Below are 22,849 nucleotides of genomic sequence, written 5' to 3' on the forward strand. Positions count from 1 at the left end.
CGAAGGAGGATCTACTTGGTACTCGCGGTGGCTTTTCTCTGGTCGAGCGGCAAGGTCGCCACACAGGCCGCGGAGGCTCCGTTCGGGCTGTCTTGGGGTCCTGTGACGACCGTACCGCGGCCCTCAATGGTCGACCGCGAGGCCAATATAACGGCTCTGTTCTACTTCCATGACAAACTGCCGGCATCCGGGCGGGACACACAGCAGGTCGTGCTCGAAGTCTGCCAGGACGAGGGCCTTCAGCAAGTTATCTGGGTCAGCCAGGCGTTCTCACAAACCGACCTGGCTGCAAAGTACGACCTGATCTACCGCGAAGGGGTTCGACGTCATGGAGAGCCTGTGAAGGATGGCAGACTAGAGACCGTCGTCTGGCCGAGCGGACACATAATCCTGGCAGTCCGCTCAGTTGAAGACGGCCGCAAGCGGCTAATCATGATCGCCACTGGCGAACAGTACGAAAGGTGCTCGGCCACGCACCAAACCAGCACAGGGCACCCAGCATCGGTACACACCTCCACCCTGCTGGACACACCAACCCAGTGACGCCTCGCCGTATCTACCCTTGCGACACCTTCTCCAGGAAAATTTGGGGCTTTGTCATGAGAGTCGAGCAGCTGCGCGATCGGATCCGGGCCGGCGTCGCTTGGTCCAGATCCAGATCGAGGCAGCCCGGCAAGGGTGATCGCCTCTCAGGCATATGCCCAAGTCAACGTGATGGCGCCCAACAAGCACGCGAGCAAGCGCGCGTCTGCGAGCGTACCAACTGCGATGTCTATACCTTCTCCTATGGCGTGGTGTAGGTGGTGGACCGCCTCATCGCTCATATCACCATGTCAAACGGCATCGGCAGCGCTGTGATCCTTTCCGATAAGATCAGGCCGACGGCCTCTGGTTCGACTCGCACACCGCGGATGGCCGACGGTATCGAAATGTACCAGTCGTATATAGCTAATTTATATTGCAAATACACAGCCTTGGTCGGGAATAGCAACACAAACTGGGCAATATACCGATGTCAGAAAAGATCCAACATAGTATATATTACACTGAGAGCAAAGAGTTCGTCATCCACGATGGGTTTTCAAAAAGCTTCCAGATCCGCGGCAAAATGGTGTCGGGGGCCTTTCGTATGGTTGTCGATGGATGCCTTTTGGATGACTTGAAATGGTGTGCGCCTTTTGCGGAGGCGCTCGCACCGAAACCGGGCGAACGCATTCTCGATTGCGGGCCTGGAAGCTCATCGCGGGCCTTGTGCTTTGCAGACCGCTTTCCAGATGCGCAATTTGTCGCTGTCGATTATAGCCAGCGTAGAGTCGCGAAATCCTCGAAGCAAGCTTCCCTGATATGCTTGCAAAACTACAAAGCCATGACGTTCGAGGACGTTAGGATGATGCCGCTTGCTGCGGGATCGTTCGATAAAGTGGCGATTGTGCTCAACCTACATTCCCTGTCTCCTGAGGATAAAACCAAGAACTTGAGAGAATTCAGGCGGATTACAAGACGTGGAGGGACCATCTTAGTAGCCGATATCGACAAGCCTAAGACCTCGCGCGAGGATGTAATCCTGAAGATTACTCAACTGCTCTATGGCTCGGAGGCGATCAGGCCGCATACATCCGGAGCATGGCCGAAGTTCCTGTTGGAAGCCGACTTTTCTGGGGTGCGGCGCTTGTCAGAGCACTCCCTCTGGATCGGTCGCATGGCCCTAGTTCGTGGCCGAAAGCAATGATATCATGCGGCCAAGCGGACGAGCGTCTCTAAAGGTGATTGCGTGATACGACGCATAGCTGTAATTTAGGAGAGACTAGATGCAGCACGCGGCAATGCTCAAATTTTCAAATTCAGGCGCTGGATATGATCTAAGATCACAGAAATGATTTTTGATGATCAGCAATTAATTTTTCTGGATAAAAAAATGAAGTATTTTATCTTTAATATCTATGTTGCAGCTTCTATCTGTATAAATATAAGCCATGCTCATTCTGAAACTGTCAAGATCGTCGGATTAGGCGCCTCGACTTGTGTTCGCTTCAATCTGGATGTTAGGGAAACACCGGCAATCCAGCGTGACTACTTTGCCTGGGCGCAGGGATTCATGAGCGGGGCGCTGATCCGAGCTCCTCAAGGAGTGGACGAGGACCTTGATCTTAGCCCTCCATATTTTTCTCTACAACAACAGGTAGAATTTCTGAGAGATTTTTGTGAAAAAAATCCCAATCAGGACTACATGGACGCAGCTCACGCTTTGTATCGCCGTCTGCGAAAATCATCAACATAAATATATCACTCACTAATTTTTAAATGAACAATCGTTTGTGCGTATGGGAGGGAGTGGAAGTTGCTAGTACCGATTAAAGTCTTCCTCCCGCGTTTGTAATGCAGCTGTGTGGTGCGTCACGGAGCCCCACGGATCGTGAACGACGGGCTCCGCCGGCACATCTAGGCAGGTGTTGCTCTGTTGAAACCATGAACCTGCCCTGGTTTAGTGGGGAGCAGTTTGGTGCGTGTTGCCCTTCTCGAACTGCTGCCGCGGTGGGTGCGCCGCACCCGCAGCCTGGATGCGTTGCTGCCGGTCCTCTACTTGCGCGAGATCTCGATCGGCGACTTCCAGGAGGCGCTCGCCGCCCTTCTGAGTAAGGACGCCCTGAACCTGTCGCCAGCCGTCGTCACGAAGGGGGCACTCTCGCCCACGACCGGCCAAGACCTGGCGGCGGCTGACGGGCGAGAACCAGTTGCCACCGCGCCGCCTGACTGACCACGTCACCCAAATCTCCGCATAGCTCGAAACGGGTCGCTCATGGTCCTGCGCCGGTATAGCGTGAGCCAGCGGTGGCGCTGATGCTCGTCGCGGCGCGGCTTCATGCCAAGACCCCTGCCAACAGGCTGTGCGTGATGTTGATCGACAGGGGGGTGGCTGAGAAGGACCTCAGGCTGCGTTCCGGGGCCGGCCCAACCCGCTGTTCTTAGCGAGCTCGGAGCGTTGGGCAGCGTAGGTGGCCGCGACCATGGGGTAGTCGTGCGGTAGGCCCCACTTGCGGCGGTACTCCTCGGGGGTGAGCCCGCGGGTCGACAGGTGGCGCTTGAGCGACTTGTACTGGCGGCCGTCCTCAAGACTGATGATGTAATCCGGGGTCACCGTCTTCTTGATCGGCACTGGCGGCGTCAGCTTCTCCGGCTCCGCGGAAGCTGGCTGCCCCAAGTTCGTCAGCGAGGTGTGGACTGACGCGATCAGGTTCGGCAGCTCCGCAACCGGAACGGAGTTCTTGGACACGTAGGCCGACACGATGTCGGCGGCGAGCTCAACGAGAGTGGTCGAGAGGCCCTGTTCTTGGTGCGACATCGAATGCTTTCCTACTGCACGGCTCGGTTCAGGATCGAGCAACAACAGCGTATCGAGCATCGCACCAAGCCGCACAACCCTGGACTGGGGCGCACCTACCTGATCCAGAGGATCGCGACATCCTCGAGGGCGAAATACACGCCAACCCCGGCGATCACGAAACCTCCCGCAACGAGGAGCACGCCCGAGAGCGACAGCGTGCATCGGGCACGCTGCCGTCGCCACGGGTTGGTGGGATCCCACGTCACTCGGATGCGCTGGCCTCGGCCTTCTTCGGCCGGCTGCGGCGTGCAGGCCTAGCGTCGACAGGCGCGGTGACGACGGGATCGGGTTTGGCCCGCTTCTCAGCCGCCTTCCCGGCGTCAGCCCGATCACGGCGGAGTTGGCCGAGACCGAGGCTCTTGGCGAGCTCGGACCGCCGGGCTGTGTAGGAGGCCGCCACCATCGGGTAGTCGCGCGGCAGGCCGTACTTCTGGCGGTACTCGTCGGGGGTCAGGCCGTTCGAGGTCAGATGCCGCTTGAGCGACTTGTACGGCTTGCCGTCGATGAAGCTGGTGATGGCGTCCGGGGTTACAGACTTGCGGATTCGGCCCGGTGTGACCTTGTGATCCTCGACCGGCGTGGCGGCTGATTGGCCGAGACCGCTCAGCGAAGCGTAGACAGAGGCGATCAAGCCGGCCAGTTCGGCGACTGGAACGTTGTTCTTGCTTACGTAGGCCGACACGATATCAGCCGCGAGATCGATGAGTTCAGACTGTGGGGCTTGGGGCTCGTCCGACACGTCAATTCTTTCTGCTACCAGGATCCATGCAGATCCAACCACGCAAAGCTTTATGGAGGATCGCCGACGTTGGGCAAGTCCTCACAGGTTCGTGGCCCCCGGCAATCCGACAGATAATCCTGTACGTCAGTATTTTGTCGCACCAAGTCGCAGGCATGCACGGTAGCTTCTGCAACCGCGCACCTTATGGATCTCATACCCTCTGGTGGTACTCGGCTTACAAGATCCCCCAAGCCCGGAAGCGTTCTCGCCCGGTGAGCTCGCGCAGGCCGAGTTCGGCTACGAGGGTCTGGGCGGCGCGGGGCGTGACGCCGAGCTCGTCCGCGATGGTGGTGGTGGAGACCAGCGGGCGAGCGAGGACAAGGTCGATCAGGCGGGGCAGGCTGGAGCTCCCCCTCCTGCCCCGTACCTTGAGCAGCAGCCCCTCGCGCGCCAGCATCCAGCGGTCGTGATCTCTCATGCCGTGCTCGGCACCTGCAGTGACAGCACCGAGGACTGTCAGCCAGCGGGTCAGCGGATCGCGCACGAGCCAGCGGTCGCGGGGCACGCGGCGCAGGGCGCTGGCGAGGGCGGGCAAGTGGTGGCGGGCCTTGCCGCGGGCGCGCAGGAGGTCGGCGGCGAGCAGAGGTCCGAGCCAGGCGCGGTGCTGAAGCGGCTCGAGGGCGGCCCAGGCATCATAGGCGACGGTGGCGGCGAGGACGGGCGGCAGGGTGCGGGTGTCGGCGACGGCGTGGCGCCAAGCGGCGAGGCGGTCGGTCTCGCCCCAGGCCGGATCGTAGACGAGCGGCGACTTCTCCCTCACCGCTCCGGTGTCGGCGAGGAGGCGGCTGGATCGGGCGATCAGGGCGTCGATGTCGGCGAGCTCGGCGGAGAAGGCGTCGTCGACGTCCGCAAAATCCCCCTCCCCGTCCGCGGCGTCGATCGGCGGGACTGGCACTGGGACCATGTCCTGATCGCCTGCCTGATCCGGATCCTCGGCCAGGGCGGCGAGGCCGGTGGGGCTGGTGGCCCAGCCGGGCTCGGCGGCGGCGATGCGGCGGCGGGTGCGCAGGACGGCGTGGGCGCGGGTGAGCTCCTGGGAAGGGGCGTGGCGGTCGCGGCCGGCATCGTGGAGGACGAGGTCTTCGAGGAGGACGAGGTCGCCCTGGAGGGCGAGGCTGGCGCAGGCGTCGGCGAAATCGGTGCGGGCGCACCATCCGTGGCGGATGGGGCTGGTGGCGAGGAGCTGGTCGAGACGAGCGAGGGCGTCCTCGGCGGCGGCGAGCGGCGTGGCGAGGGCGGCCCAGGGGAGCGGCTCGGGCAGACGGTAAGCCATTGCGGGGATTGTACCGATCCGTCATGATGGAAGCGATCGTAGATTTCGCTTCGCGCACTTGTATGAGCCCGCGACGAACGCTCTGACCATTGATAATATCTCCTTATCGATGATCATGGACGCGGGCGCGGAAATCGGCTTGAATGCGACGAAATCCCCTGCTGCTGCCCCGTCCGCCATGGCCGATCCCGCCCCTGCCCTCCTCCCGGATCCAGCGCTCGCCCGGGAGCGCGACCTCGACGCCCTCGCCGGGCTCCTCCCCTTCGATGCCCGCGAGCGCCTCGCCCTCCTCCTCACCGACGAAGACGCCGCCACCCTCAAGCATCTCGCCCGCTCCGGCATGGGCGCCAACACGCTGCGGGCGCTCGCCTCCGACCTCGGCTACCTCGAGGCCTGGTGCCTCGCGGCCACCGGCCACCCTCTGCCCTGGCCGGCGACCGAGGCCCTGGCGCTGAAATTCGTCGCCCATCACCTCTGGGATCCGGCCGAGCGTGAGAACGATCCGCGTCACGGCATGCCCAGCACCGTCGAGGATGATTTGCGGTCCCGCGGCCTGCTGCGGGTCACTGGTCCGCACGCGGTCTCGACCGTGCGCCGGCGCCTCGCCCACTGGTCGACCCTGCATCGCTTCCGCGCCGTCGAAGGGCCGTTCAAGGCGCCGCGCCTGCGCACTGCACTGTCCCTCGCCGTTCGGGCGAACCGGCGGCCTCGCACCCGCAAGAGCCAGCGGGCGGTCACCGCCGCGGTGATCGAGAAACTGCTCGCCACCTGCCTGTACGAGCATCGCCTTGTCGACGTGCGCGATCGGGCGCTGCTGCTGGTCGCCTTCGCCTCCGGCGGCCGACGCCGGGCCGAGATAGTGGGCTTGCGAGTCGAGGACCTGGTGCGCGAGGCACCGGTACCGCGCGATCCGGCCGACCCGGACAGCCCGACCGTGCCGAAGCTCACGATCCGGCTCGGGCGCACCAAGACCACGACGGCGGAGGACGATGCCCGGGTGGTGGTGATCGGGCGGGCGGCCAGGGCTCTGATCGACTGGCTGGCGCTGTCGCGGATCGAGAGCGGGGCGGTGTTCCGGCGCATCGACCGCTGGGGGCGGCTCGGTGCGACGGCGCTCGACCCGCAAAGCGTGAACGCGATCCTGAAAGGGCGCTGTGCCCGGGCCGAGCTCGACCCCTCCCTGTTCTCAGCCCACGGACTACGGTCGGGGTTCATGACCGAGGCCGGAAAACAGGGTGTGCCGCTGCCCGAAGCGATGCAGTTGTCGCAGCACCGTTCGGTGCAGCAGGCAGCGCGCTACTACAACGAGGCCGAGATCGACAAAGGCAAAGCCGTGCGGCTGATCGGATGAGACGAGCACCGACGGGCCTGATGGGGTAGACGGCTCCTGATGATGAGAACCAGCGGCCTCATTCTGGTACACCGATGCCATGAGCAGGGGCCATCCGCCCTATCAGGCCCAGCGGCCACGGGCGTTGTGGGTCAGCTGCACCGGCGACGAGAGCCTCTGCACTGCAAGCGACGACGGGCAGAGGCCTCTTCGCTTCGAGGCACTTCACTGGCGGTTTCCAGACGGTATGGTAGAAACCAAAACAAATTTCTACCTTTCGAGGGCTGATCGCACGGCATGAGCCTCAACATCAAGGATCCTGAAGCCCATCGCTTGGCGCGGGCGATCGCCCGCGAGACCGGCGAGACCATGACCCACGTCGTCACGCAGGCCCTTCGCGACCGCCTCGCCCGGATTGAGCGCCGCAGAGCACGCGCGAGCATCGCCGAATTGCTTGCCATTGCCGATCGTGCCGCCGCTCACGTGGTGTCCCCCTACCTCCCGCACAGCGAGCTGCTCTACGACGAGGACGGCCTACCGAAATGATCCTCGATACCTCAGCGCTGATTGCCATCCTCTACCGAGAGCCCGAGGCCGAGACCTTCGTCCAACGTATCCACGAAGCCGAGACCTGCCGCATGAGCGTCGCAACCTGGCTCGAGCTCGCGATTGTCGTCGAGCGTCAGCTTGGACCGGAGGGCACGCGGCAGGCCGAGACCTTCCTGCGCCGGGCCGGCATCGTCATCGAACCGCTCACCGTTGAGCAGGGCGAGCTAGCGCGCCAGGGCTTTCTCGATTTCGGCAAGGGCCGTCACAGGGCGGGCCTGAACTACGGCGATTGCTTCGCGTACGCGCTGGCGAAAGCGACGGGCGAGCCGCTGCTGTTCAAGGGCAACGACTTTTCCCAGACGGACATTCCCGCCGCCTGAGGCCAGGGGCATTCGGATCTTCACCGGCCGCGGCGTGCCCTTCCCTAAGGCTAATAGGCAACCCGGCTTCAGCGCTCGGGAGAGACGTCCCGCGTTCGCGGTACGGGGATGTCGGCGCGGCTCGGGGGCATGCGCTTCATTTGGTGCCGTGCTCGTTCCGCATCGTGCCGCCAGGCCAGCAGCCGTGAGAATAGCTCGTCACGCCGCGGCGTCAGGTCCACCTGACGCAAGGCACAGGCCAGCACTCGGGCCGCGGTAATCGCCCGTCCGATCCCGAGCCCGATCTCCGGCTCTCGTAGGTCCACCACCCCGCTGCGCACAAACGCGAGCCGGTCGGCCACAAAATCGGCTACGTTCGCCTTCTCCCGATAGCGGCTCGCCTCCGCGAACAGCCGCTCGAGCAGCACAGACGCTGTTGGGGCTAGCCGTGCATCTGCCTGTCGCTGCCGGCACAATGCGTCGAGGCGATCTCGCTCCACCACCACCCGCGCCTCATGCCGATGGCGCGTCAGACCCACGTACGTCTCGCGCGCCTCGGCGGAGCTGCCCACGTACAGGACCGCCGCGGCGCTCGTCCGGCCTTGCGCGGCATGCGCCGTGCCGGCCAGCGCGGGCGTGATCCGCGGCAGCCGGCGCGGACCGAACCGTGGCGCACGGGCCAGCCGTTCCCAAACCTCCTCTAGGACTCGCCCGTCCTCCAGCTCCAGGCGCACCCTCACCTGACCGTCGGCCGCCACCGTTACCCCCCGCACCTCGGCCCGGTTGCCGTTGCGTACCCCGAGTTCCGGCAGCGTCTCGCCAAACCGCAGCCGGTCGCCCATCGCCAGCGCCAGCGCGACTCGCCGCTCCTCGCGGTCGAGCGCGCTCACCTCGACGAGATCGGGCCCGAGCCGCCCCTCGGCCCGCAGCACCTCCCGCGCGAGTCGGTTCAGTGCCGCCGCATCACGGTTGCGTCGGGTCACGATCAGCACGTCCTCGCCGTGTCGCGCGCGCAACTCGCTCCACAGCGCGATCACCCTCACTTGGGCCGCCTCCGAGCCGGAGACGAGCTCGACGCAGCCCTTCGCCGCGTAGGCGCGCAGCCCCGCTTCGGTCTCGCCCCGCGCCATCAGCTCCGAGGCTGCTCGCTGCCAGGGCACCTGCTGCCGACGCACCTGCTCCAGCACGGCCTGGCGACCGCACACCTCCGCTACCGCCCGCAGTGCGCTTGCCCCTGCGACCGAAGCGAGTTGCCGCCGATCACCCAACAACACCACCTTCGCGCCCGCTGCGCGCGCCGCGCTCAGCACGGCCTCGAGGTCGCGCGTGCCGACCATCCCGGTCTCATCGACCAGAACCAGGCTGTCGACCCCGAGGACGGCGTCATGGTTCGCCGGGGCTGCCGGGCCGCGGGCCTGATCGTGGCGCCAGCGCGCGATGGCCTTCGCGGGAATGCCGGTGCTGCGCGAAAGCTCGTCGGCCGCCACCCAAGATGGCGCCAGCCCGACCACCCTCAGTCCGGCGATCCGGGCCGCCTCCACCAGGGCGCGAGCCGTAGTGGTCTTGCCGGTGCCGGCGCCCGCCTCGATCAGCGACACCCCATCCGTGTCGGCGGCCAGGCGCACGGCCTCGGCCTGCTCGGGCGCGAGCTGGGGAGCCTGTTCGAGCGCCGCAGTGACTGCCTCAGGGCTGATCCACCTCCGTTCCCGCGGTCGCTCGGCGGCGCGTAGCAAGGCCGCCTCGCAGGCCGCAATTCCCGGCGTGGTCCAGCACGCTCCCTGGCTCGGCTCGAGCGTGGCGGAGGACAGACGTACCAGGGTACCGTCCTGCTCGAGTCGCGCGAGTTCGGCTTCGACGGCTCCGATGCCGAGCCCGTGCAGGCTCGCCTCCTCGAGACTGACCTGCAACAGCGCCGCCCGGGTGATCACGTTCTCGTGCCGCAGCAGCCTCGAGGCGGCTCGGGCGACCGGCGTGGCGCCAGAGATCTCGGGCGGATCGAACGCGAGGTCATGCTCCGGCTCGATCCGCTGCGCGAGCTCGGGATCCCGGGCTGCCTCACGGGCACTTCGCCAGGGATCCGTTCCGAGCTCCGCCAGCTCGCGTTGCCAGCGCGCCTCGAGCTCGACACCGCTCGGCAAGAGGTCCTTGGCTCGCCGCGTGGCCAGGGCCGCTACCTCACGCTGAGCGCTCGTCGCCTCGGAGCCGACCCGCTCACGGATCTGGGCGGAGCGCTTCGAGAACGTCTCCAGCACCCTCTCGGCGACCCCCGCCACCTCCCATTGCCCGTCCCCAGCCGGGCGAAATCGCCAGCCGAACCGGGCGTAAAGCTGCTCAGCTAGGGCCGCCCGGTAGGCGGCGCCCACGCCACGCTGCTGCTCGAACAGCCGGGCGGGGTCGGTCGTGAGGTGGCGCAACGACTTGTAGCGACCGCCGCTCTCCCCTGGATTGCCGGCGACATTCAACAACACGCAGTGCGTGTGCAAGTTGGGATCGCCCTCGCGGGTGGTATAATGGTCGAAGGTCGCCACGATGAGGTCCGCGGGACGGCGATGCTCGCGCCCGCCGGCCCCGGTGCGCACTTCGATCAGGCCCTCGCGCTCGACGAACTGCAGGGCCGCGTCCACCGCCGCCCGGTGCGCCTGCTCGATCGCGGCGCGCTGATCCGCATCTCCCGCCGCCCAGAGCACGCTCACGGCCTTCCCAGCCGTCATCGTGCAATCGGTTCCGGCATGGTGACCGGCACCGGCGCCGCGCACCAGAGGGCGGCCGGTCCTCGGGTCGAGACCGGCGCAGAGATCGCGGAAGGAGGCGCCGATGATTGCCGCGCCGTGGCGCACCACGCTCCCACCGCTCGACCACCAGACCCCGCTGCCTTCGGCCTGGTAGTAGGCCTCGCGGCGATCCGGCCGGGCCTCGTCCTGAGCCTGGGTCAGGTAGTAGGCCGACGCCTCGGGCCCGGGCCGCAGGCGCTGCAGCGAGGCAGTCACAGTGTCCCGGCCGGATCGCGATCGGGCCGGTAGCGGCACAGGGCGCCGGGTTCGACGGCCTCGGCCGCCGCCTCGATCTGGCCGACGGTCTGGGCAAGCTGCAGGAGGGCGGCGTCGACCTGCTCCATGCGCTCGAGCACCACCCGGTGGCGCAGGGCGGCCTCGAGGTGCTGAGCGACGCAGTCAACGGCGAGGCTCTCGGGCGTCCAGCCGCGCTGGGCAGCTTCCTGCCGGAGCGAGGCGGCGAGAGCGGCCGGGATGGTGAGCGAGAGGGTGACGTCGATTGTCATGCGGCGGCGGATCCGGCACGAGGGGCGTTACGAGCAGCCCTGGCATGGGCGCGGCGGCGCCGGCGAGGCGGATCAGGGTCGAGGGTTAACGGGACGGCACTTCAGTGCGTGCGGTGTGATCCTCTCTCCTCGTGGTCCTCCGCTAGGCTTTTGCTGGTCCTCGTGTGGGCCTTGGTGGTCCTTACCGGTCCCTTGTGGCCATACGCCGAATACCGCCCATCCCCTCAAGCTGGCCTTCAATCCTCACCTGCTAGGACGGCCACCATGCCGCCCTTCGATCTTTCCCGCCTGCGCCGCGACCTCAAGCGCCGCTCCGCCGAGCGGGCCGAGGCTGCAGGCCGGCGCGGCCATGGCAGCATGGCGCTCGTGCGCGAGCATCTCGATGCTTTCGAGCAGCTCCATCGCGACGGCGCCAGCTGGGTCGACATCGCCGCGGCCCTCGCGGCGCAGGGCGTGATGCAGGGTTCCGGCGCCTCCTTGCGGCCGATCACCGGCAAGCGTCTCACCGCCCTCATCGCCAGCGTGCGCCGCGAGCGCATCCGCCGGGCGGCCGCGGATCGGGTGAGGGCTCAGCGTCCCGACCTTGACCGTGAGAAGCGTCCTGCAGGCGAGGCTCCCGATCCTGCGCTCCCATCTGCCGTGGAGCCGCTCGCCCTCTCTTCGGACCTCGCCGCCCCCCACGATCCCGACGGGTCCGATCCCCTACCGTCGGCCGAGGACATGCGCCTCAAGGCGCTGGTCACCGTCCAGAAGCTTCTCAGGAAAGACCCCGCATGAGCCGCATCCTCTTTGTCGCGCAGGATACCAGCGCGATCGGCAAGTCGACTGTCACCCGCGCTCTGGCCGAGTGCGTACCGGACGCGCCCGTCTACGAGATCGAGTCGAGCCGCCACCTCGTCGAGCTCGGAGAGCGGGTGCGTCATTTCCAGATCCGCACCGAGCGCAAGCGCCTCGACGAGACCGGCGGCGAGGCCGCCATCGCCGAGTACGATCCGGCCCTCAACAAGCTGCTCACCGAGCCGCTGCCGGCCATCGTCGACATCGGCGCCAACGGCGGTGTCGCCTTCCTGGAGGCGCTCGGCCAGATGGCCGGCGCGTTCACCCGCCGCGGCAAGGCCCTGGGGCTGGTCGTCGTGGTGGCGCACAAGGACGAAGCCTACGCCACCGCCCGGGCGGTGGTCGCGGCGGGCAAGGGCTGGGTCAAGGACCGCTTCCTGGTGGTCAACCACGTGCACGGCGAACCGGAGGCCGGCGAGATCAAGGACCTCACCAAGGGCGCTGGAGCGGTCACGAGCCTGGCGAAGTTCACCTTCGCGACCCGTGCCCTGCCGATCACGCGCCCGCTCGGGCTCGCGCTGATCCCCCAACTCGACGAAGAGGCTCTGGCCAAGCACCTGGCTCTGCCGGGCGCCGAACCGGATGTGGCGATGGCGCTGCGTACCCGGGCGCAGCTCGACGCCTTCCGGCTCGCGGCGATGCGCGCCGTGGAGCCCGCCGCTCGGTGGCTGATCGAGGCCAAGGCCGAGGCGAAGTCCGATGCCAAGTCGGCGTGACACGCTCGATCGTCGTCTGAGCGAGGCGAAGGCGGCCGCCGATCAGTCCAAAGACCGGGTGAAACAGGCGAGCGCCGAGCGGCTAACGCGGGCGCTCGCTGAACCGACACCCCGCGAGCAGCTGGCGGCCCTGGACGATCCGATCCTATCGCGGGCCGATCGCCGGCGCCTGCGTGAGAAGGTCGGGGTGTCGCTGGCGCCTGCAGCCCGGTCGATGTCTGGACTGAAGCGGGGCTTGCCCGCACGGCTTCGCCTGCGCCTGGCACGGTGGCGTCCCAACCCGTTCCACCTCGTCGTCTCGGGTTTGGCCGCCGGCGCGCTCGTCGCGACCATCGGGCTCGCCTGGTCGCATACGGGCCGGGGCGTCGTCGTCACCCGGGCATGCGAGTCTGTCCGGCTCGTCATGCCTGACGCCAGCAGCCGCTCCCTCGTCCTTCAACCCGGCACGCGGGCCGTCCTGCGCGGGCGGGAGGGTGCGACGGTTCGTATCGCGCTCTGGGCCCCTCGGGCCGGCTACGCCACGGCCCTCGTCCCGCAGGATTGCCTCGCGCTCCGTTGAGGAGCGCCAAGGCTCTCTCAGGGGCATCTCTTAGAGCGCCTAACAGAACGGCACGATCGGGGCGGCTGGGCGTTGGGCTGGTATGGCTCGCCCGCTTCTACCCGACGATCTCTGGGCTGCGATCGCCCCGCTTCTGCCGCCGCACCCGCCTCGCCCCAAGGGTGGGCGTCCTCGGTTGGACGACCGCGCCGCTTTGACCGGCATCCTGTTCGTGCTGCGCTCAGGCATTCCTTGGGAGATGCTGCCGGCCGAGATGAAGTGCGGCTCCGGCATGAGCTGCTGGCGCCGGCTGCGCGATTGGCAGGCGGCTGGTGTGTGGCGGCGCTTGCATCAGGTCTTGCTTGAACGCCTGCATGCGGCGGGCGAGATCGACTGGAGCCGGGCGAGTGTCGACAGCGCGAGCGTGCCGGCGAAAAAAGGGGATCTGCCACCGGCCCGAACCCGACGGATCGGGGCAAGGCGGGGACCAAGCGCCACCTCGTCACCGACGCGCGCGGCACGCCGCTCGGCCTCGTCCTGACCGGCGCCAACTGCCACGACAGCCCGCTCATGGCTCCGACGCTGGACACGATCCCGCCTTTGCACAGCGGGCGGCGGGGACGCCCGCGCCGTCGCCCCGACAAGCTGCACGCCGACAAGGCCTACGATGCCAGAGTGCGGCGGCAGGAGTGCCGAGCACGCGGGATCAGACCGCGGATTGCCCGGCGCGGCATCGAGAGGAGCGACAGGCTGGGGCGACATCGCTGGGTGGTCGAGCGCAGCCACGCCTGGTTCAACCGCGCCCGCCGCTTGCCTATCCGCTACGAACGGCGCGCCGACATCTATGAGGCCTTCACATTCCTCCAGGCCAGTCTCATCACCCTCCACCAGATCGAGCGGTTCTGTTAGGCGCTCTTAGTCAGGATTTCCCGACCGGAGCGATGCCGGTCAGCAGGCCGGCAAAGCGCGGGTCATCGAACGCCCGGGTCTTGCACAGCCGCACCGGGTGGCGCGTGTAGCGCCGACCATTGGCGAACACGACGAGAGCGTCCGCCGCCAGGATGTCCTGCCCGGTCTCGTCCTCGAGCGATACGCCTTGCAGGGCCTGCGAGGTCGAGCCCCGATCCTCGACGCCGTTGGTCTGGCTGGTCGAAGGCAGCCGGGCGGTGTAGCGCCCGAGCATGCGCGAGAACCGCTCGCGCTCCTCCACCGACACCGCCGGCAGGTCTGAGACAGTCACGATCTCGGCCGTGTCGGTCATCGTGTGAGCGCCGGCCTCACCGTAGGTGTCGATGATCTGCTGGCGGCTCTGCCAGAAGGTCCATAGGCTGATGCCGTGCCCGGGCAGCTCGCCGGCCGCCCGCACGATCGCCTCGAAGCGCCCGAGCTGAGCGGCCTCGTCGATGAAGCACAGGATGCGGCGGCGCTGCGGGTCCGGGCGGCGGCGGGCGACCGTGAACAGATCGGCTAACAGCCAGCGCAGGAAGCCTGCGATCAGGTCGGTGGCTTCCGAGGGCACGACGATGAACAGGTCGGTGTCGCCTCCAAGCAGTTCATCGAGCGCGAAGGTCGGCTGGCCGGTCAGGCGCTGCATGCGCTCGTCGAGGAGCCAGTCGAAGGCCTGCTCGGCGGTCGAGATCACATCCTCCTTGCTCTTGGCTTCGCTGGCGACGAACGCCCGCACGGCCCGCGTCGCGAGATCGTTGGCGTTGCCCAGGGCGGCGGCGAGCGCGGGCAGGTCCTTCAGGTATCCGGCCGCGGCGAGCGGCGTGCGCTGATCCGAGCGCAGGGCGGCGAGCACGGCGCCGAGGAAGAGGACGGCGGCGCGGTTGCGGAAGAACTGGCTGCTCTCGCTCGCGCTTGCGGACCCTGGCAGTAGCAGACGAGCGAGGTGCTGGAGGTAGAGCAGATCGTCGGCGGGTTGGGTGGCGAGCGGGTTCCAGCGATCGCCTCCCCCGACGATGTTGAAGGGGTCGAGGCATCGCACGGTGCGGCCGAGGCGCCGGCGCCGATTGGCGACGGCACGATAGATCTCGCCTTTGGGATCGATAACGACGGCTGGCCCGTCCCAGACGCCGAGGTCCGGGGGCATGGCGAGATTGGGGATGATGAGGCCTGAGGTCTTGCCGGTCCGCGGCGGGGCGATGGAGAGGAGGTTGCCCTCGACCTGGACCCGAACAGGTTTGCTGGTGATCGGATCGAGGCCGAGCTCGAGGCCGCGAGCCATCGCGGCGCGCTCGGCGGCACTGGCGAAGCGGGCACTACCCAGGACGGTGCGAGGATCACGCAATCCTGGTTGCGGGGCACTCAGAACGAAGAAGCTGCCGCCGCCGACCACGCCAACTGCGAGGATCGCCATCGCGGCGATGCCACCGTCGGCAAAGGCCCGGTGCTCGCCACGGGCCATATCGACGTAGACGCCGATGCAGGGAAGGATGACCTTGTGCTGCAGGTTCTCAAACCACTCCTGAGGAAGAAGCAGGGCATCGTGCCAACTGGTCGGGTCGAACCCGTGTTGCACGATGAAGGCGAGCGGGTAGTAGACGGCGAGGCAGGCGATGGTCAGGACGACCACGATGACGCCGCGCCAGAAGCTGCCGATCTGGCTCACGGCTGTGCGGCCGCCTCGGGCAGGCGTTCCTCTTCCGGCAACCGGAAGACGAGATCGTCGGCGTCGATACTCCAGAGGCGCAGGAAGAACGGCACGACGGTGGGAAGTGGCAGCTCAAGCACGAGCCGAGCGTGCCCCTTCGAGGCATCTGCCACCACGTTGTACAATTCGCGGTCCAGCTTCCGCGCCTTGACGAAATCTTCGATTGGTTCGGATAGCAAGAACTCGCCTACCGCCCGAGGAGCTAGAAAATCTTTGGCACGCTCCGGCACGACGACAGCGATCCAAGATTGCTGGAACCGATACACCCAATCTCTAAGATAATCGTTTCTGTTTAGATGAGCATCATCCTTCGCATGTATATCTACTAGATTGCCCCGGAGATAAGCAGCTTGGACAGCAGCATCGATGAATGTTAGATACGCGAACTGCTTTCTTGGAACGAGCACGATGGGGCATTCGCGCGCATGTACACCCCTTGCGCGGTAGCCTGGTGCCTCCGCAGCCCATCGACTGTCGCGGTCGACGATCGAGAACGGGATCCCCGCCTTGTGATACTCGTTGGCTAACCGGGCTGAAGATCGCACCGCATCGTGGAATATCTGGCGGACGCGGTTTCCTATCGTACGGACAAGACGAGTCATATGCGTTGCGATCTCCTGACGCCGAGATGGATCGCATAGCGGGCATTCAATTTTGGCAAGCTGCTTATGTAAAAATTGATCGAACACATGCCCGTGTGATGGCCGCGTACCCGAGCGTGAGGATCGTCTGGTGCCGGCACGATGGATCGCGAACTGCGGGCCCAAGTGATGATGAGGATCTCCGGCCGCAGCGAACGGACCGCGTGGTGAGCGTAAGGCAGAGCTTAACCCTGGAACGTGATAGGCTCCTTCGGCATGAAGGCCCGCCAGGTCGAGGAGCAGGGATGCCGATCCGGCGCGAGCACCGCTTCTTCTATCCCATCGACTGGCCCCAGCTCTCCGACGCGATCCGCTTCCGTCGCGCACAGGGCCGATGCGAGGAATGCGCCCGCCCCCACCTGCAACGCGTCTTCCGTCTCGGGGATGGGCGATGGTGGGACGCCGAGATCGCGAGCTGGCGTGACGGTCAGGGCCGCCGGCTGCGGAAGCGGCTGCGCGACAAGGACCTGCTCACGCGGGTCCGCATCACTCGGGTCGTGCTGGCCGCGGCGCACCGCGACCACGACACCGCCAACAACGAGGACACCAATCTGGCGGCGTTCTGCCAGCGCTGCCACATGCTGCACGACCGCGACGAGCATCAGCGCCGGCGCTGGCGCTGGCGCACCCTGTTCCGGCGCAAGGCCATGGGTGACCTGTTCCAGGGGCCGTACTCGCCCCCTGTGACCGCGCAGGCCGCTCTCAGGCCGCGTTCATCGTCGGGATTGTGCTGACGTCGACGGTGCGAGCCGCATGCCAGAGATCGTGGGCAGCCTGCATCTTGAGCCACACGTCGGGACCATTGCCGCAGAACTTGCCGATCCGCAGCGCCATCTCCGGGGACACGGCAGCAGAGCCGGCAAGAACGCGATGCAGGGCTTGGCGCGTGACGCCCAGGTGTTTAGCCGCGGTGGACACCGGCATGCCAAGGGCGGGAAGCACGTCCTCGCGCAGGATCTCGCCGGGATGGATGGGAGGACGACCGGGGTCGCGGCGAACCTCAGGAGCCATGATAATCCTCCAGATCGATGTCGGTGGCATCCTGGCCGTCGAACGCGAAGGTCAGGCGCCAGTTGCGCGAAACGGTGATGGCGTAACGGCCGGCCAGGTCGCCTGAGAGGGCGTGGAAGCCGTACGTGACGATGTCCATGTCCTCTGGACGGGTCGCCTGATCGAGCAGCACGAGCTGGCGGTCGATCCTGCGGACCCAGTCTGGCCGCAGGCCGCTCGCATCGCTCTTGGTCCAGAAGCGTGTGAGCGCCTTGCTGCGGAAGCTTTTGATCATGCCGAGAGTGTAACGCGTTGCGCGTCACTGTCAAGCAAAGCGTTACACTCGTGGTCAGCTGCGTCCTCAGCCATCCGGAGCCGCCACGGCTTTGCTCGCGCCGAGCAGGCGGTAGACGCTGGCCCGGCCGATCCCCAATTGCCGGGCGATCGCTGAGGGTCCCATCCCCTCCCCTGCCAGGCGCTGTACCTCGTCGACGGCGATGCGGGTCTTGCCACCTTTATAGACGCCGGCGGCCTTGGCCTTGGCGATGCCCTCCATCTGGCGCTCGCGCCGCAGGTTGGTCTCGAACTCGGCGAACACCCCGAGCATGTCGAGGAAGGCCTTGCCGGCGGCGGTGCCGGTGTCGATCGGTTGCTCGGTGGCGACGAGGGAGGCTCCCTTGGCCTTGAGCTCGCGGACGATGTCTTGAAGGTCGCCGAGGGAACGGGCGAGGCGGTCGATGCGGGTGACCACGAGAGTGTCGCCGTTGCCGATGAAGTCGAGGACGGTGCGCAGCTCAGCGCGACCGGTGACAGTGGATCCGCTGACTTTCTCGGACCGGATGACCCCGCACCCTGCGGCAGAGAGGGCGGCAAGCTGGAGGGAGAGGTCCTGGTCCGTGGTACTGACGCGTGCGTAGCCGATCCTACCCATGATTCGTCTCACCAGGGTCTAGAGGTTCAATCCTATCTGTTTCAAGCCCCTATTTGCAACCCTGTTGAGACGCCCACGGCTGTGTCATAGGCCTGTCTCAACAGGGTGCACCCAGCGGACAAGGGATCGGGCGTTCGGGGAAACGGATCCGGTCCGAGAACCCTGCATCTTGATCAAATGTACATTTAGGCGCGCGCCTTTCCGCATTTGCGTATATGAGCCTTCTAGTCCTTGCGCCTTCTGGATCAATCGCCTTTACGCACATGATGGCGCGCTGACAGAAAGGCGCCAAGGCGTGCGCCTTTAAGCCGTCCCGCCTTTGCGCCTGCGCGCCTTCATGCTTTGTTGTGACTTCGCCCTTACGCCTATCTGGGCGCTTGGGCGTGCGCCTGTCCGCTCACCTGCCCAAGCCGGCATCCGCCCAGGCCGGCGCCCGCCCATCCGTGAAGGAGCCCTCATGCCTGTCGTCAGCCTGTGCTCGACCAAGGGAGGCGTCGGCAAGACGACGCTCGCGATCTGCCTCGCCTCGACCGCCGCCCAGCGCGGCGCGGGCGTCGTCATCCTCGACGCCGACCCGAACGGCCACGTGCGCGCCTGGCGCGAGGCGGCCGACCGCGAGGGCAGGGGAGGGGGCGTCGACGTGATCGCCGGCGTTACGGAAGCGACCATGCAAGACCGGATAGCCGAGGCCGTCGAGCGTTACGCCCTCGTCGTGATCGACCTTGAAGGCGCCGCCTCTAAGGCCGTGACCTTCGCGATCGCCGAGAGCGACATCGTCGTGATCCCCTCGGGCATCTCGGGCATGGACCTGCAGGAGGTGTTCCGCACCCATGCTGAGGTGAAGCGGGCCGAGAAGATGCTGCGCCGGCCCATCCCGGCACGCGTCATCTTCACTGGCATGGCGACGATCGCGAGCCGGGTTGCCAAGCACGCGCGCCAAGAGGTGGTTGACGCCGGCATTCCGGTGCTCACGACAGAGACGATCCGGCGCCCGAACGCCTACCAGTCGATGCACTTCAACGGCCTGACGCCGCTCGAGCCCGACGGTGACCCCAAGGCCGCGGCCGAGATCGCCCGCGCGCTCGATGAAATCCTCGCCGTCATCACCCCGTCCGAGGCCGCCGCCTGATGTCCACGCCCGCGAAATCCATCCCGCTCGGCCGCGCTCCGCGCCCGCGAACGAACCCCGAGGATCTCGCGCAGCTCGTCGCCGGCGGGGCCGAGGCCGGGTTCGCCCGCCCGCTCGCGCCGCCGCCCGAGCCTGCCGCGGAGCCGGCGCCTGTCGCCCCCCCCGCCGCGCCGCCGCCCGCCCCAGCGATGTACGATGGCCCCGTGAGCCCGCTGCGGCTCGAGGTGCCCGATCTCATCTGGCTCGCGCTCAAGATGGAATCGGCCAAGCGCAAGGTGTCGGTGAAGTACCTCGTGATCGAGGCGCTCGCCGCGAAGGGCTACGCCGAGGGTCTCGACCTCTCCCTCGTGCCAGAGGACGGCCGGCGTAACACGAAGCGCTGATCGCCGCGACCTGATCCCGAATCCCTCACCGAGCGCCGGATCCTCACCAGGGTCCGGCGTTCTCGATTCCAGGGGTGGCGTCAGTCTCAGGCTAGAATCGGAACCCCGCGGCCGGTCGTCCGGGCTGACCGGATCTGGAATCCCCCCTTCGAAAACCTCTTTCGACGCTTCCGCGAGCTGCCGCCCCTTCCTTCAAAGAAGAAGAGAATCGATTCGTATCCGCAGGGGTGACCTTCGATTCACCCACCCACCTCGACCTGGAGCGGCGGGCGAGCCACGTGGCCCATTCCCGGGATAGGACGCGGATCACGTTCGTCAGGTGCTTGGCCCCGCGTTGCTTGCGCTCGTCGACGGAGATGAGGCCTTGCAGGCGGGCTTCCTTGATCGCCCTCTGAACGAGGCGGGTGCAGACCCCGGCCCGCTGCGCGATCTCGGCCACCGAGCGGTCGCACCGGCCCTTGGCCGCGATCTCGTCGGCGACGATACCCAGTGCCGCTATCTCGCCCACCGTGAACCGCTCGGCGAGACCCGGCGGGATCGGACCGGAATAGGCGACGCGCCGGCGGCGGAGCTTCGCGGCCGGACGGTCGCTGATGCGGGGACGGCTCCGGGGCGGGAAGATCGACGCGCGTTCCATTACAGAACCGAGCGGCACAGCGGGGGCGGGCAGAGGCGCGGCAGCGGGGGACGCACGGCCGGCAGTGCGCCGTGCCTCGATCGCGTCGTCGAGCTCGCCCGCCTCGCGGTCGTCGATCCGTTCGGCCGCGTTCAGCGCGTAGAGCTGCTCGCGCAGGGCCGGCAGCATCGCCGGCAGCGCCCGGGCGATCGCCTCTTTCATCTCGGCATAGGTCATCGGTCGGCCTCAGGGTGAGGCCGCGGCAGATCGAGCCGGGTCGCGTCGGATGCGCCCGGTTCCCAGATAAAGCACCATCGTTTCCGGAAGCGGGTTCCGGATTGACGAGGCAGCGATTTCGGGGGATGATCCGTCTTGCTTAGTGACTGGATCGGCCCCCTCGGGGCTCAAGACCCTCGGTCGCCCTGCCAGGGGCTTCCGGGGGTCTCGTCTTTTCAGGGTTTCACTGCGGCGGCGGGAAACTCCGGTGATGCGACTCGGGCAGCGTGCCCGGCCACGTTAACGTGTCATGAGGCACGGATTAACCGTTGCCGTCAAATCGCCCCGGTTCGAAATGCTGACCGAGCATCCGATAGAGCGCCCGGGTTGCCGCTTCCGAGATCCGCGTGCCGGCCGGGCCGTGCGGTCCATGAACGATCACGATGAGGCGGATGTCCTCGACCTGGGTGGTGGCGGAGGGGCGCTATTCACTGAGCCGTCCCTCCGGCAGATGCGGCGCTGCCCGTGCCGCGGCCACCGTATCCGTCCCGGGGAACGGGCTGCCGATGCGGCGCAGTGCGGCATCGAACGCCCGCTTCAACCGCTTGACCTCGATCCGTCGCGCCATCCGCGCCTGCGCAGCATAGTCTATCCCGGGCTCGCGCCAGATCTCCTGCCCCGCCCAACGCTTCGCGACGCCGCGGATCGTGCAGTGACCCGCATAGGTGAACCCTTGGATATGAGCCTCCTCGGCCAGCGCCTCGGCCACGAAGGTGAGGAGCGGATCGGACGGCATCAGGATCGAGCAGATTGGCGACAGCAGAGCGTGCATCCTATCGGCGATGAGCTCGGCGTCCTCGCCGAGGGAGCTATGCGGGGATTTGGGTGACGAGGTTGGTCAGGCGGCGCGGTGATCAGGGCTCGCGGTAACCTCGGTCCCGTCCCGGAAGATGACGCCAGCCACCACTTTCGGCAACTGGTTCTCGCCTTTCAGCCGCCGCCAGGTTTTCGCCGCAGCCATCACGAGCTTGAACACCATCAGCTTGGCGGTCGTGGGCGAGAGCGCCCCCTTCGTGCGCACCGTTCGATGCCGGACTGTCGCAAACACGCTCTCGATCGGGTTCGTCGTTCGCAGATGGTCCCATTGTTCCGCCGGCATGTCGTAGAATGCAAGCAGAACTTCTTTGTCCTTCGTCAGACATTCGCTCGCACGGGCATACTTCACTCCGTACTTCTCCACGAACACATCCATCGCCACCTCGGCCTCCGCCCGCGTCGACGCCCCGGATATCTCACGCAGATCCGCCTTCGTCGTCGATTGCACAGACTTCGGGACCTTGTTGAGGACGTTGGCCGTCTTGTGCTGCCAGCAGCGCTGGTGACGCGTGCCGGGGAAGACCTCGTCCAGCGCCTTCCAGAAGCCCAGAGCCCCGTCACCTACGGCCAGCGTCGGCGCCACCGACAACCCACGCCGCTTCACGTCGACCAGCAACTCTCGCCAACTCTGCGCACTCTCGCGCACCCCAACCTGGAAGCCGACCAGTTCCTTCCTGCCTTCCGGCGTGGCGCCGATCAGGACCAGCATGCACTCGGCCTGCTCCTCCATCTGGGCCTGCAGGTAGACGCCATCGGCCCAGACGTAGACGTAGCGGCGCGCCGAGAGATCGCGCGCCTGCCAGCGGGCGTACTCGTCGGCCCACGTCGCGGTCAGCCGCGTGACGACCGCTGGTGACAGGTTCGGCGCGTCCTTGCCCAGGAGGGCCGCGAGCGCCTCCTGGAAATCGCCGGTCGAGATCCCGCGCAGGTACAGGACCGGCAGCAACGCATCCAGGCTGCGGCTGCGCCGCGCCCACCGCGGCAGGAGGGCCGAGGAGAACCGGATCCGCTCCTCGGGGCTGGTCGCACCACGATCGCGGATGCGGACCCGCGCCACCGGCACCGGGCCGATGCCGGTGTGGATCGCGCGCTCGGGGCCGTGCCCATGACGGACCAGACGGGCGCGCCCATCCGGCAGCCGCAGATCCTGCATGGCGCTCAGGAAGGCCTCGGCCTCGAGCTCAACCGCTTGGGCGAGCAGGCGGCGGGCACCCGACCGCAGCACTTCGGTCAGGGGATCGTCGATCTCTTCAGGCTGACGAAGCCGGACGATGTTGGTAGGGCTGTCCATGGCGTATCGCTCTCAACGAGAGGTTCTGGCAGGCTCGACACCCGCCTCGATACGCCGCCTTCACCCAAACCGCGTCACCCA

At 66.7% G+C, this 22,849-nt stretch carries 26 protein-coding genes and 1 pseudogene; 14 read left to right on the forward strand and 13 right to left on the reverse strand.

Annotated elements, in window-relative coordinates; all coding sequences use genetic code 11:
* The 4 genes and pseudogenes from G4G93_RS32695 to G4G93_RS32710 form a co-directional block, all read left to right on the forward strand.
* On the forward strand, positions 1-543 hold a 543-nt coding region (locus tag G4G93_RS32695; protein WP_312892317.1), incomplete at its 5' end, for a threonyl-trna synthetase.
* Between the two features lie 469 nt (positions 544-1,012).
* A complete protein-coding gene (locus G4G93_RS32700; RefSeq protein ID WP_165091423.1) occupies positions 1,013-1,729 on the forward strand; it encodes a class I SAM-dependent methyltransferase in 717 nt (238 codons plus the stop codon).
* Between the two features lie 144 nt (positions 1,730-1,873).
* Positions 1,874-2,278 (forward strand): hypothetical protein, encoded by a 405-nt coding sequence (locus G4G93_RS32705; RefSeq protein WP_246737167.1) that lies wholly within the window; start codon positions 1,874-1,876, stop codon positions 2,276-2,278.
* 243 nt (positions 2,279-2,521) lie between these two features.
* A pseudogene (locus G4G93_RS32710) lies at positions 2,522-2,728 on the forward strand (IS256 family transposase); the annotation flags it as partial.
* A 198-nt stretch (positions 2,729-2,926) separates the two neighbouring features.
* On the opposite strand, the gene G4G93_RS32715 reads toward G4G93_RS32710, so the two are convergent.
* The 3 genes from G4G93_RS32715 to G4G93_RS32725 all read right to left on the reverse strand — a co-directional run bounded on the left by G4G93_RS32715 (position 2,927) and on the right by G4G93_RS32725 (position 5,436).
* Positions 2,927-3,340: a MucR family transcriptional regulator gene (locus G4G93_RS32715; RefSeq protein ID WP_165091479.1), complete on the reverse strand. Its 414-nt coding sequence runs from the start codon at positions 3,338-3,340 to the stop codon at positions 2,927-2,929.
* 244 nt (positions 3,341-3,584) lie between these two features.
* Positions 3,585-4,121 carry a MucR family transcriptional regulator gene (locus tag G4G93_RS32720; RefSeq protein ID WP_312892318.1) on the reverse strand — a complete coding sequence of 179 codons (537 nt, stop codon included), beginning with the start codon at positions 4,119-4,121 and terminating at the stop codon, positions 3,585-3,587.
* Positions 4,122-4,338: 217 nt separating this feature from the next.
* Positions 4,339-5,436: an RHE_PE00001 family protein gene (locus tag G4G93_RS32725; RefSeq protein ID WP_165091425.1), complete on the reverse strand. Its 1,098-nt coding sequence runs from the start codon at positions 5,434-5,436 to the stop codon at positions 4,339-4,341.
* Between the two features lie 178 nt (positions 5,437-5,614).
* On the opposite strand from G4G93_RS32725, the gene G4G93_RS32730 reads away from it, so the two are divergent.
* The 3 genes from G4G93_RS32730 to G4G93_RS32740 all read left to right on the forward strand — a co-directional run bounded on the left by G4G93_RS32730 (position 5,615) and on the right by G4G93_RS32740 (position 7,695).
* Complete coding sequence (locus G4G93_RS32730) at positions 5,615-6,787, forward strand: site-specific integrase (protein ID WP_165091481.1); 1,173 nt, start codon at positions 5,615-5,617, stop codon at positions 6,785-6,787.
* Positions 6,788-7,063: 276 nt separating this feature from the next.
* The gene (locus G4G93_RS32735; protein ID WP_165091427.1) at positions 7,064-7,312 is read left to right on the forward strand and encodes a type II toxin-antitoxin system VapB family antitoxin; all 249 of its coding nucleotides are present in this window, start codon (positions 7,064-7,066) and stop codon (positions 7,310-7,312) included.
* Positions 7,309-7,695 (forward strand): type II toxin-antitoxin system VapC family toxin, encoded by a 387-nt coding sequence (locus tag G4G93_RS32740; RefSeq protein WP_165091429.1) that lies wholly within the window; start codon positions 7,309-7,311, stop codon positions 7,693-7,695. The genes G4G93_RS32735 and G4G93_RS32740 overlap by 4 nt, the downstream gene beginning before the upstream one ends.
* 68 nt (positions 7,696-7,763) lie before the next feature.
* Here G4G93_RS32740 and mobF read toward each other — a convergent pair whose 3' ends face one another.
* Together mobF and G4G93_RS32750 are read right to left on the reverse strand one after the other, a co-directional pair.
* Positions 7,764-10,661 carry a MobF family relaxase gene (mobF, locus tag G4G93_RS32745; protein WP_165091431.1) on the reverse strand — a complete coding sequence of 966 codons (2,898 nt, stop codon included), beginning with the start codon at positions 10,659-10,661 and terminating at the stop codon, positions 7,764-7,766.
* A complete protein-coding gene (locus tag G4G93_RS32750; RefSeq protein ID WP_165091433.1) occupies positions 10,658-10,951 on the reverse strand; it encodes a hypothetical protein in 294 nt (97 codons plus the stop codon). The genes mobF and G4G93_RS32750 overlap by 4 nt, the downstream gene beginning before the upstream one ends.
* Positions 10,952-11,215: 264 nt before the next feature.
* On the opposite strand from G4G93_RS32750, the gene G4G93_RS32755 reads away from it, so the two are divergent.
* The 4 genes from G4G93_RS32755 to G4G93_RS32770 all read left to right on the forward strand — a co-directional run bounded on the left by G4G93_RS32755 (position 11,216) and on the right by G4G93_RS32770 (position 13,951).
* A complete protein-coding gene (locus G4G93_RS32755) occupies positions 11,216-11,728 on the forward strand; it encodes a hypothetical protein (RefSeq protein WP_165091434.1) in 513 nt (170 codons plus the stop codon).
* Positions 11,725-12,504: a chromosome partitioning protein gene (locus G4G93_RS32760; RefSeq protein ID WP_165091436.1), complete on the forward strand. Its 780-nt coding sequence runs from the start codon at positions 11,725-11,727 to the stop codon at positions 12,502-12,504. Before G4G93_RS32755 ends, G4G93_RS32760 begins: the two co-directional genes overlap by 4 nt.
* A 235-nt stretch (positions 12,505-12,739) precedes the next feature.
* Positions 12,740-13,063, forward strand: coding sequence for a hypothetical protein (locus G4G93_RS32765; RefSeq protein WP_165091438.1), 324 nt, complete (start codon positions 12,740-12,742; stop codon positions 13,061-13,063).
* 82 nt (positions 13,064-13,145) lie between these two features.
* Positions 13,146-13,951 (forward strand): IS5 family transposase gene (locus G4G93_RS32770; protein WP_165091440.1). Its coding sequence is split into 2 segments (ribosomal slippage): positions 13,146-13,482 and positions 13,482-13,951, totalling 807 coding nucleotides; the frame shifts between segments, so codons are not numbered across the junction.
* Between the two features lie 10 nt (positions 13,952-13,961).
* Here the strand turns inward: G4G93_RS32770 and G4G93_RS32775 are convergent.
* Positions 13,962-15,653, reverse strand: a complete 1,692-nt coding sequence (locus G4G93_RS32775) for a type IV secretory system conjugative DNA transfer family protein (protein ID WP_165091442.1) — start codon at positions 15,651-15,653, stop codon at positions 13,962-13,964.
* Positions 15,650-16,297 carry a hypothetical protein gene (locus G4G93_RS32780; RefSeq protein ID WP_165091443.1) on the reverse strand — a complete coding sequence of 216 codons (648 nt, stop codon included), beginning with the start codon at positions 16,295-16,297 and terminating at the stop codon, positions 15,650-15,652. Before G4G93_RS32780 ends, G4G93_RS32775 begins: the two co-directional genes overlap by 4 nt.
* 284 nt (positions 16,298-16,581) lie before the next feature.
* Here G4G93_RS32780 and G4G93_RS32785 point away from each other — a divergent pair, with 284 nt between their 5' ends.
* On the forward strand, positions 16,582-17,070 hold the full coding sequence (locus G4G93_RS32785) for a hypothetical protein (RefSeq protein WP_165091445.1): 489 nt from the start codon (positions 16,582-16,584) through the stop codon (positions 17,068-17,070).
* On the opposite strand, the gene G4G93_RS32790 is transcribed toward G4G93_RS32785, so the two are convergent.
* From G4G93_RS32790 to G4G93_RS32800, 3 genes are all read right to left on the reverse strand, one after another.
* Positions 17,039-17,347 (reverse strand): HigA family addiction module antitoxin, encoded by a 309-nt coding sequence (locus tag G4G93_RS32790; protein WP_165091447.1) that lies wholly within the window; start codon positions 17,345-17,347, stop codon positions 17,039-17,041. The genes G4G93_RS32785 and G4G93_RS32790 overlap by 32 nt on opposite strands.
* Positions 17,337-17,621: a type II toxin-antitoxin system RelE/ParE family toxin gene (locus G4G93_RS32795; protein WP_165091449.1), complete on the reverse strand. Its 285-nt coding sequence runs from the start codon at positions 17,619-17,621 to the stop codon at positions 17,337-17,339. Before G4G93_RS32795 ends, G4G93_RS32790 begins: the two co-directional genes overlap by 11 nt.
* Positions 17,622-17,687: 66 nt before the next feature.
* Positions 17,688-18,257, reverse strand: coding sequence for a recombinase family protein (locus G4G93_RS32800; RefSeq protein WP_165091450.1), 570 nt, complete (start codon positions 18,255-18,257; stop codon positions 17,688-17,690).
* 457 nt (positions 18,258-18,714) lie between these two features.
* On the opposite strand from G4G93_RS32800, the gene G4G93_RS32805 reads away from it, so the two are divergent.
* Together G4G93_RS32805 and G4G93_RS32810 are read left to right on the forward strand one after the other, a co-directional pair.
* The gene (locus G4G93_RS32805; protein WP_165091452.1) at positions 18,715-19,386 is read left to right on the forward strand and encodes a ParA family protein; all 672 of its coding nucleotides are present in this window, start codon (positions 18,715-18,717) and stop codon (positions 19,384-19,386) included.
* Positions 19,386-19,769, forward strand: coding sequence for a hypothetical protein (locus tag G4G93_RS32810; protein ID WP_165091422.1), 384 nt, complete (start codon positions 19,386-19,388; stop codon positions 19,767-19,769). The genes G4G93_RS32805 and G4G93_RS32810 overlap by 1 nt, the downstream gene beginning before the upstream one ends.
* A 91-nt stretch (positions 19,770-19,860) precedes the next feature.
* Here G4G93_RS32810 and G4G93_RS32815 read toward each other — a convergent pair whose 3' ends face one another.
* The 3 genes from G4G93_RS32815 to G4G93_RS32825 form a co-directional block, all read right to left on the reverse strand.
* Positions 19,861-20,622 carry a hypothetical protein gene (locus tag G4G93_RS32815; RefSeq protein WP_165091454.1) on the reverse strand — a complete coding sequence of 254 codons (762 nt, stop codon included), beginning with the start codon at positions 20,620-20,622 and terminating at the stop codon, positions 19,861-19,863.
* Positions 20,623-21,085: 463 nt separating this feature from the next.
* Positions 21,086-21,433, reverse strand: coding sequence for a hypothetical protein (locus tag G4G93_RS32820; RefSeq protein WP_165091455.1), 348 nt, complete (start codon positions 21,431-21,433; stop codon positions 21,086-21,088).
* 66 nt (positions 21,434-21,499) lie between these two features.
* Positions 21,500-22,768 carry an IS256 family transposase gene (locus tag G4G93_RS32825; RefSeq protein WP_165091457.1) on the reverse strand — a complete coding sequence of 423 codons (1,269 nt, stop codon included), beginning with the start codon at positions 22,766-22,768 and terminating at the stop codon, positions 21,500-21,502.
* Positions 22,769-22,849: the final 81 nt, after the last annotated feature.

The sequence above is a fragment of the Methylobacterium sp. DB0501 genome, from assembly GCF_011043735.1.
GTDB lineage: Bacteria > Pseudomonadota > Alphaproteobacteria > Rhizobiales > Beijerinckiaceae > Methylobacterium > Methylobacterium alsaeris.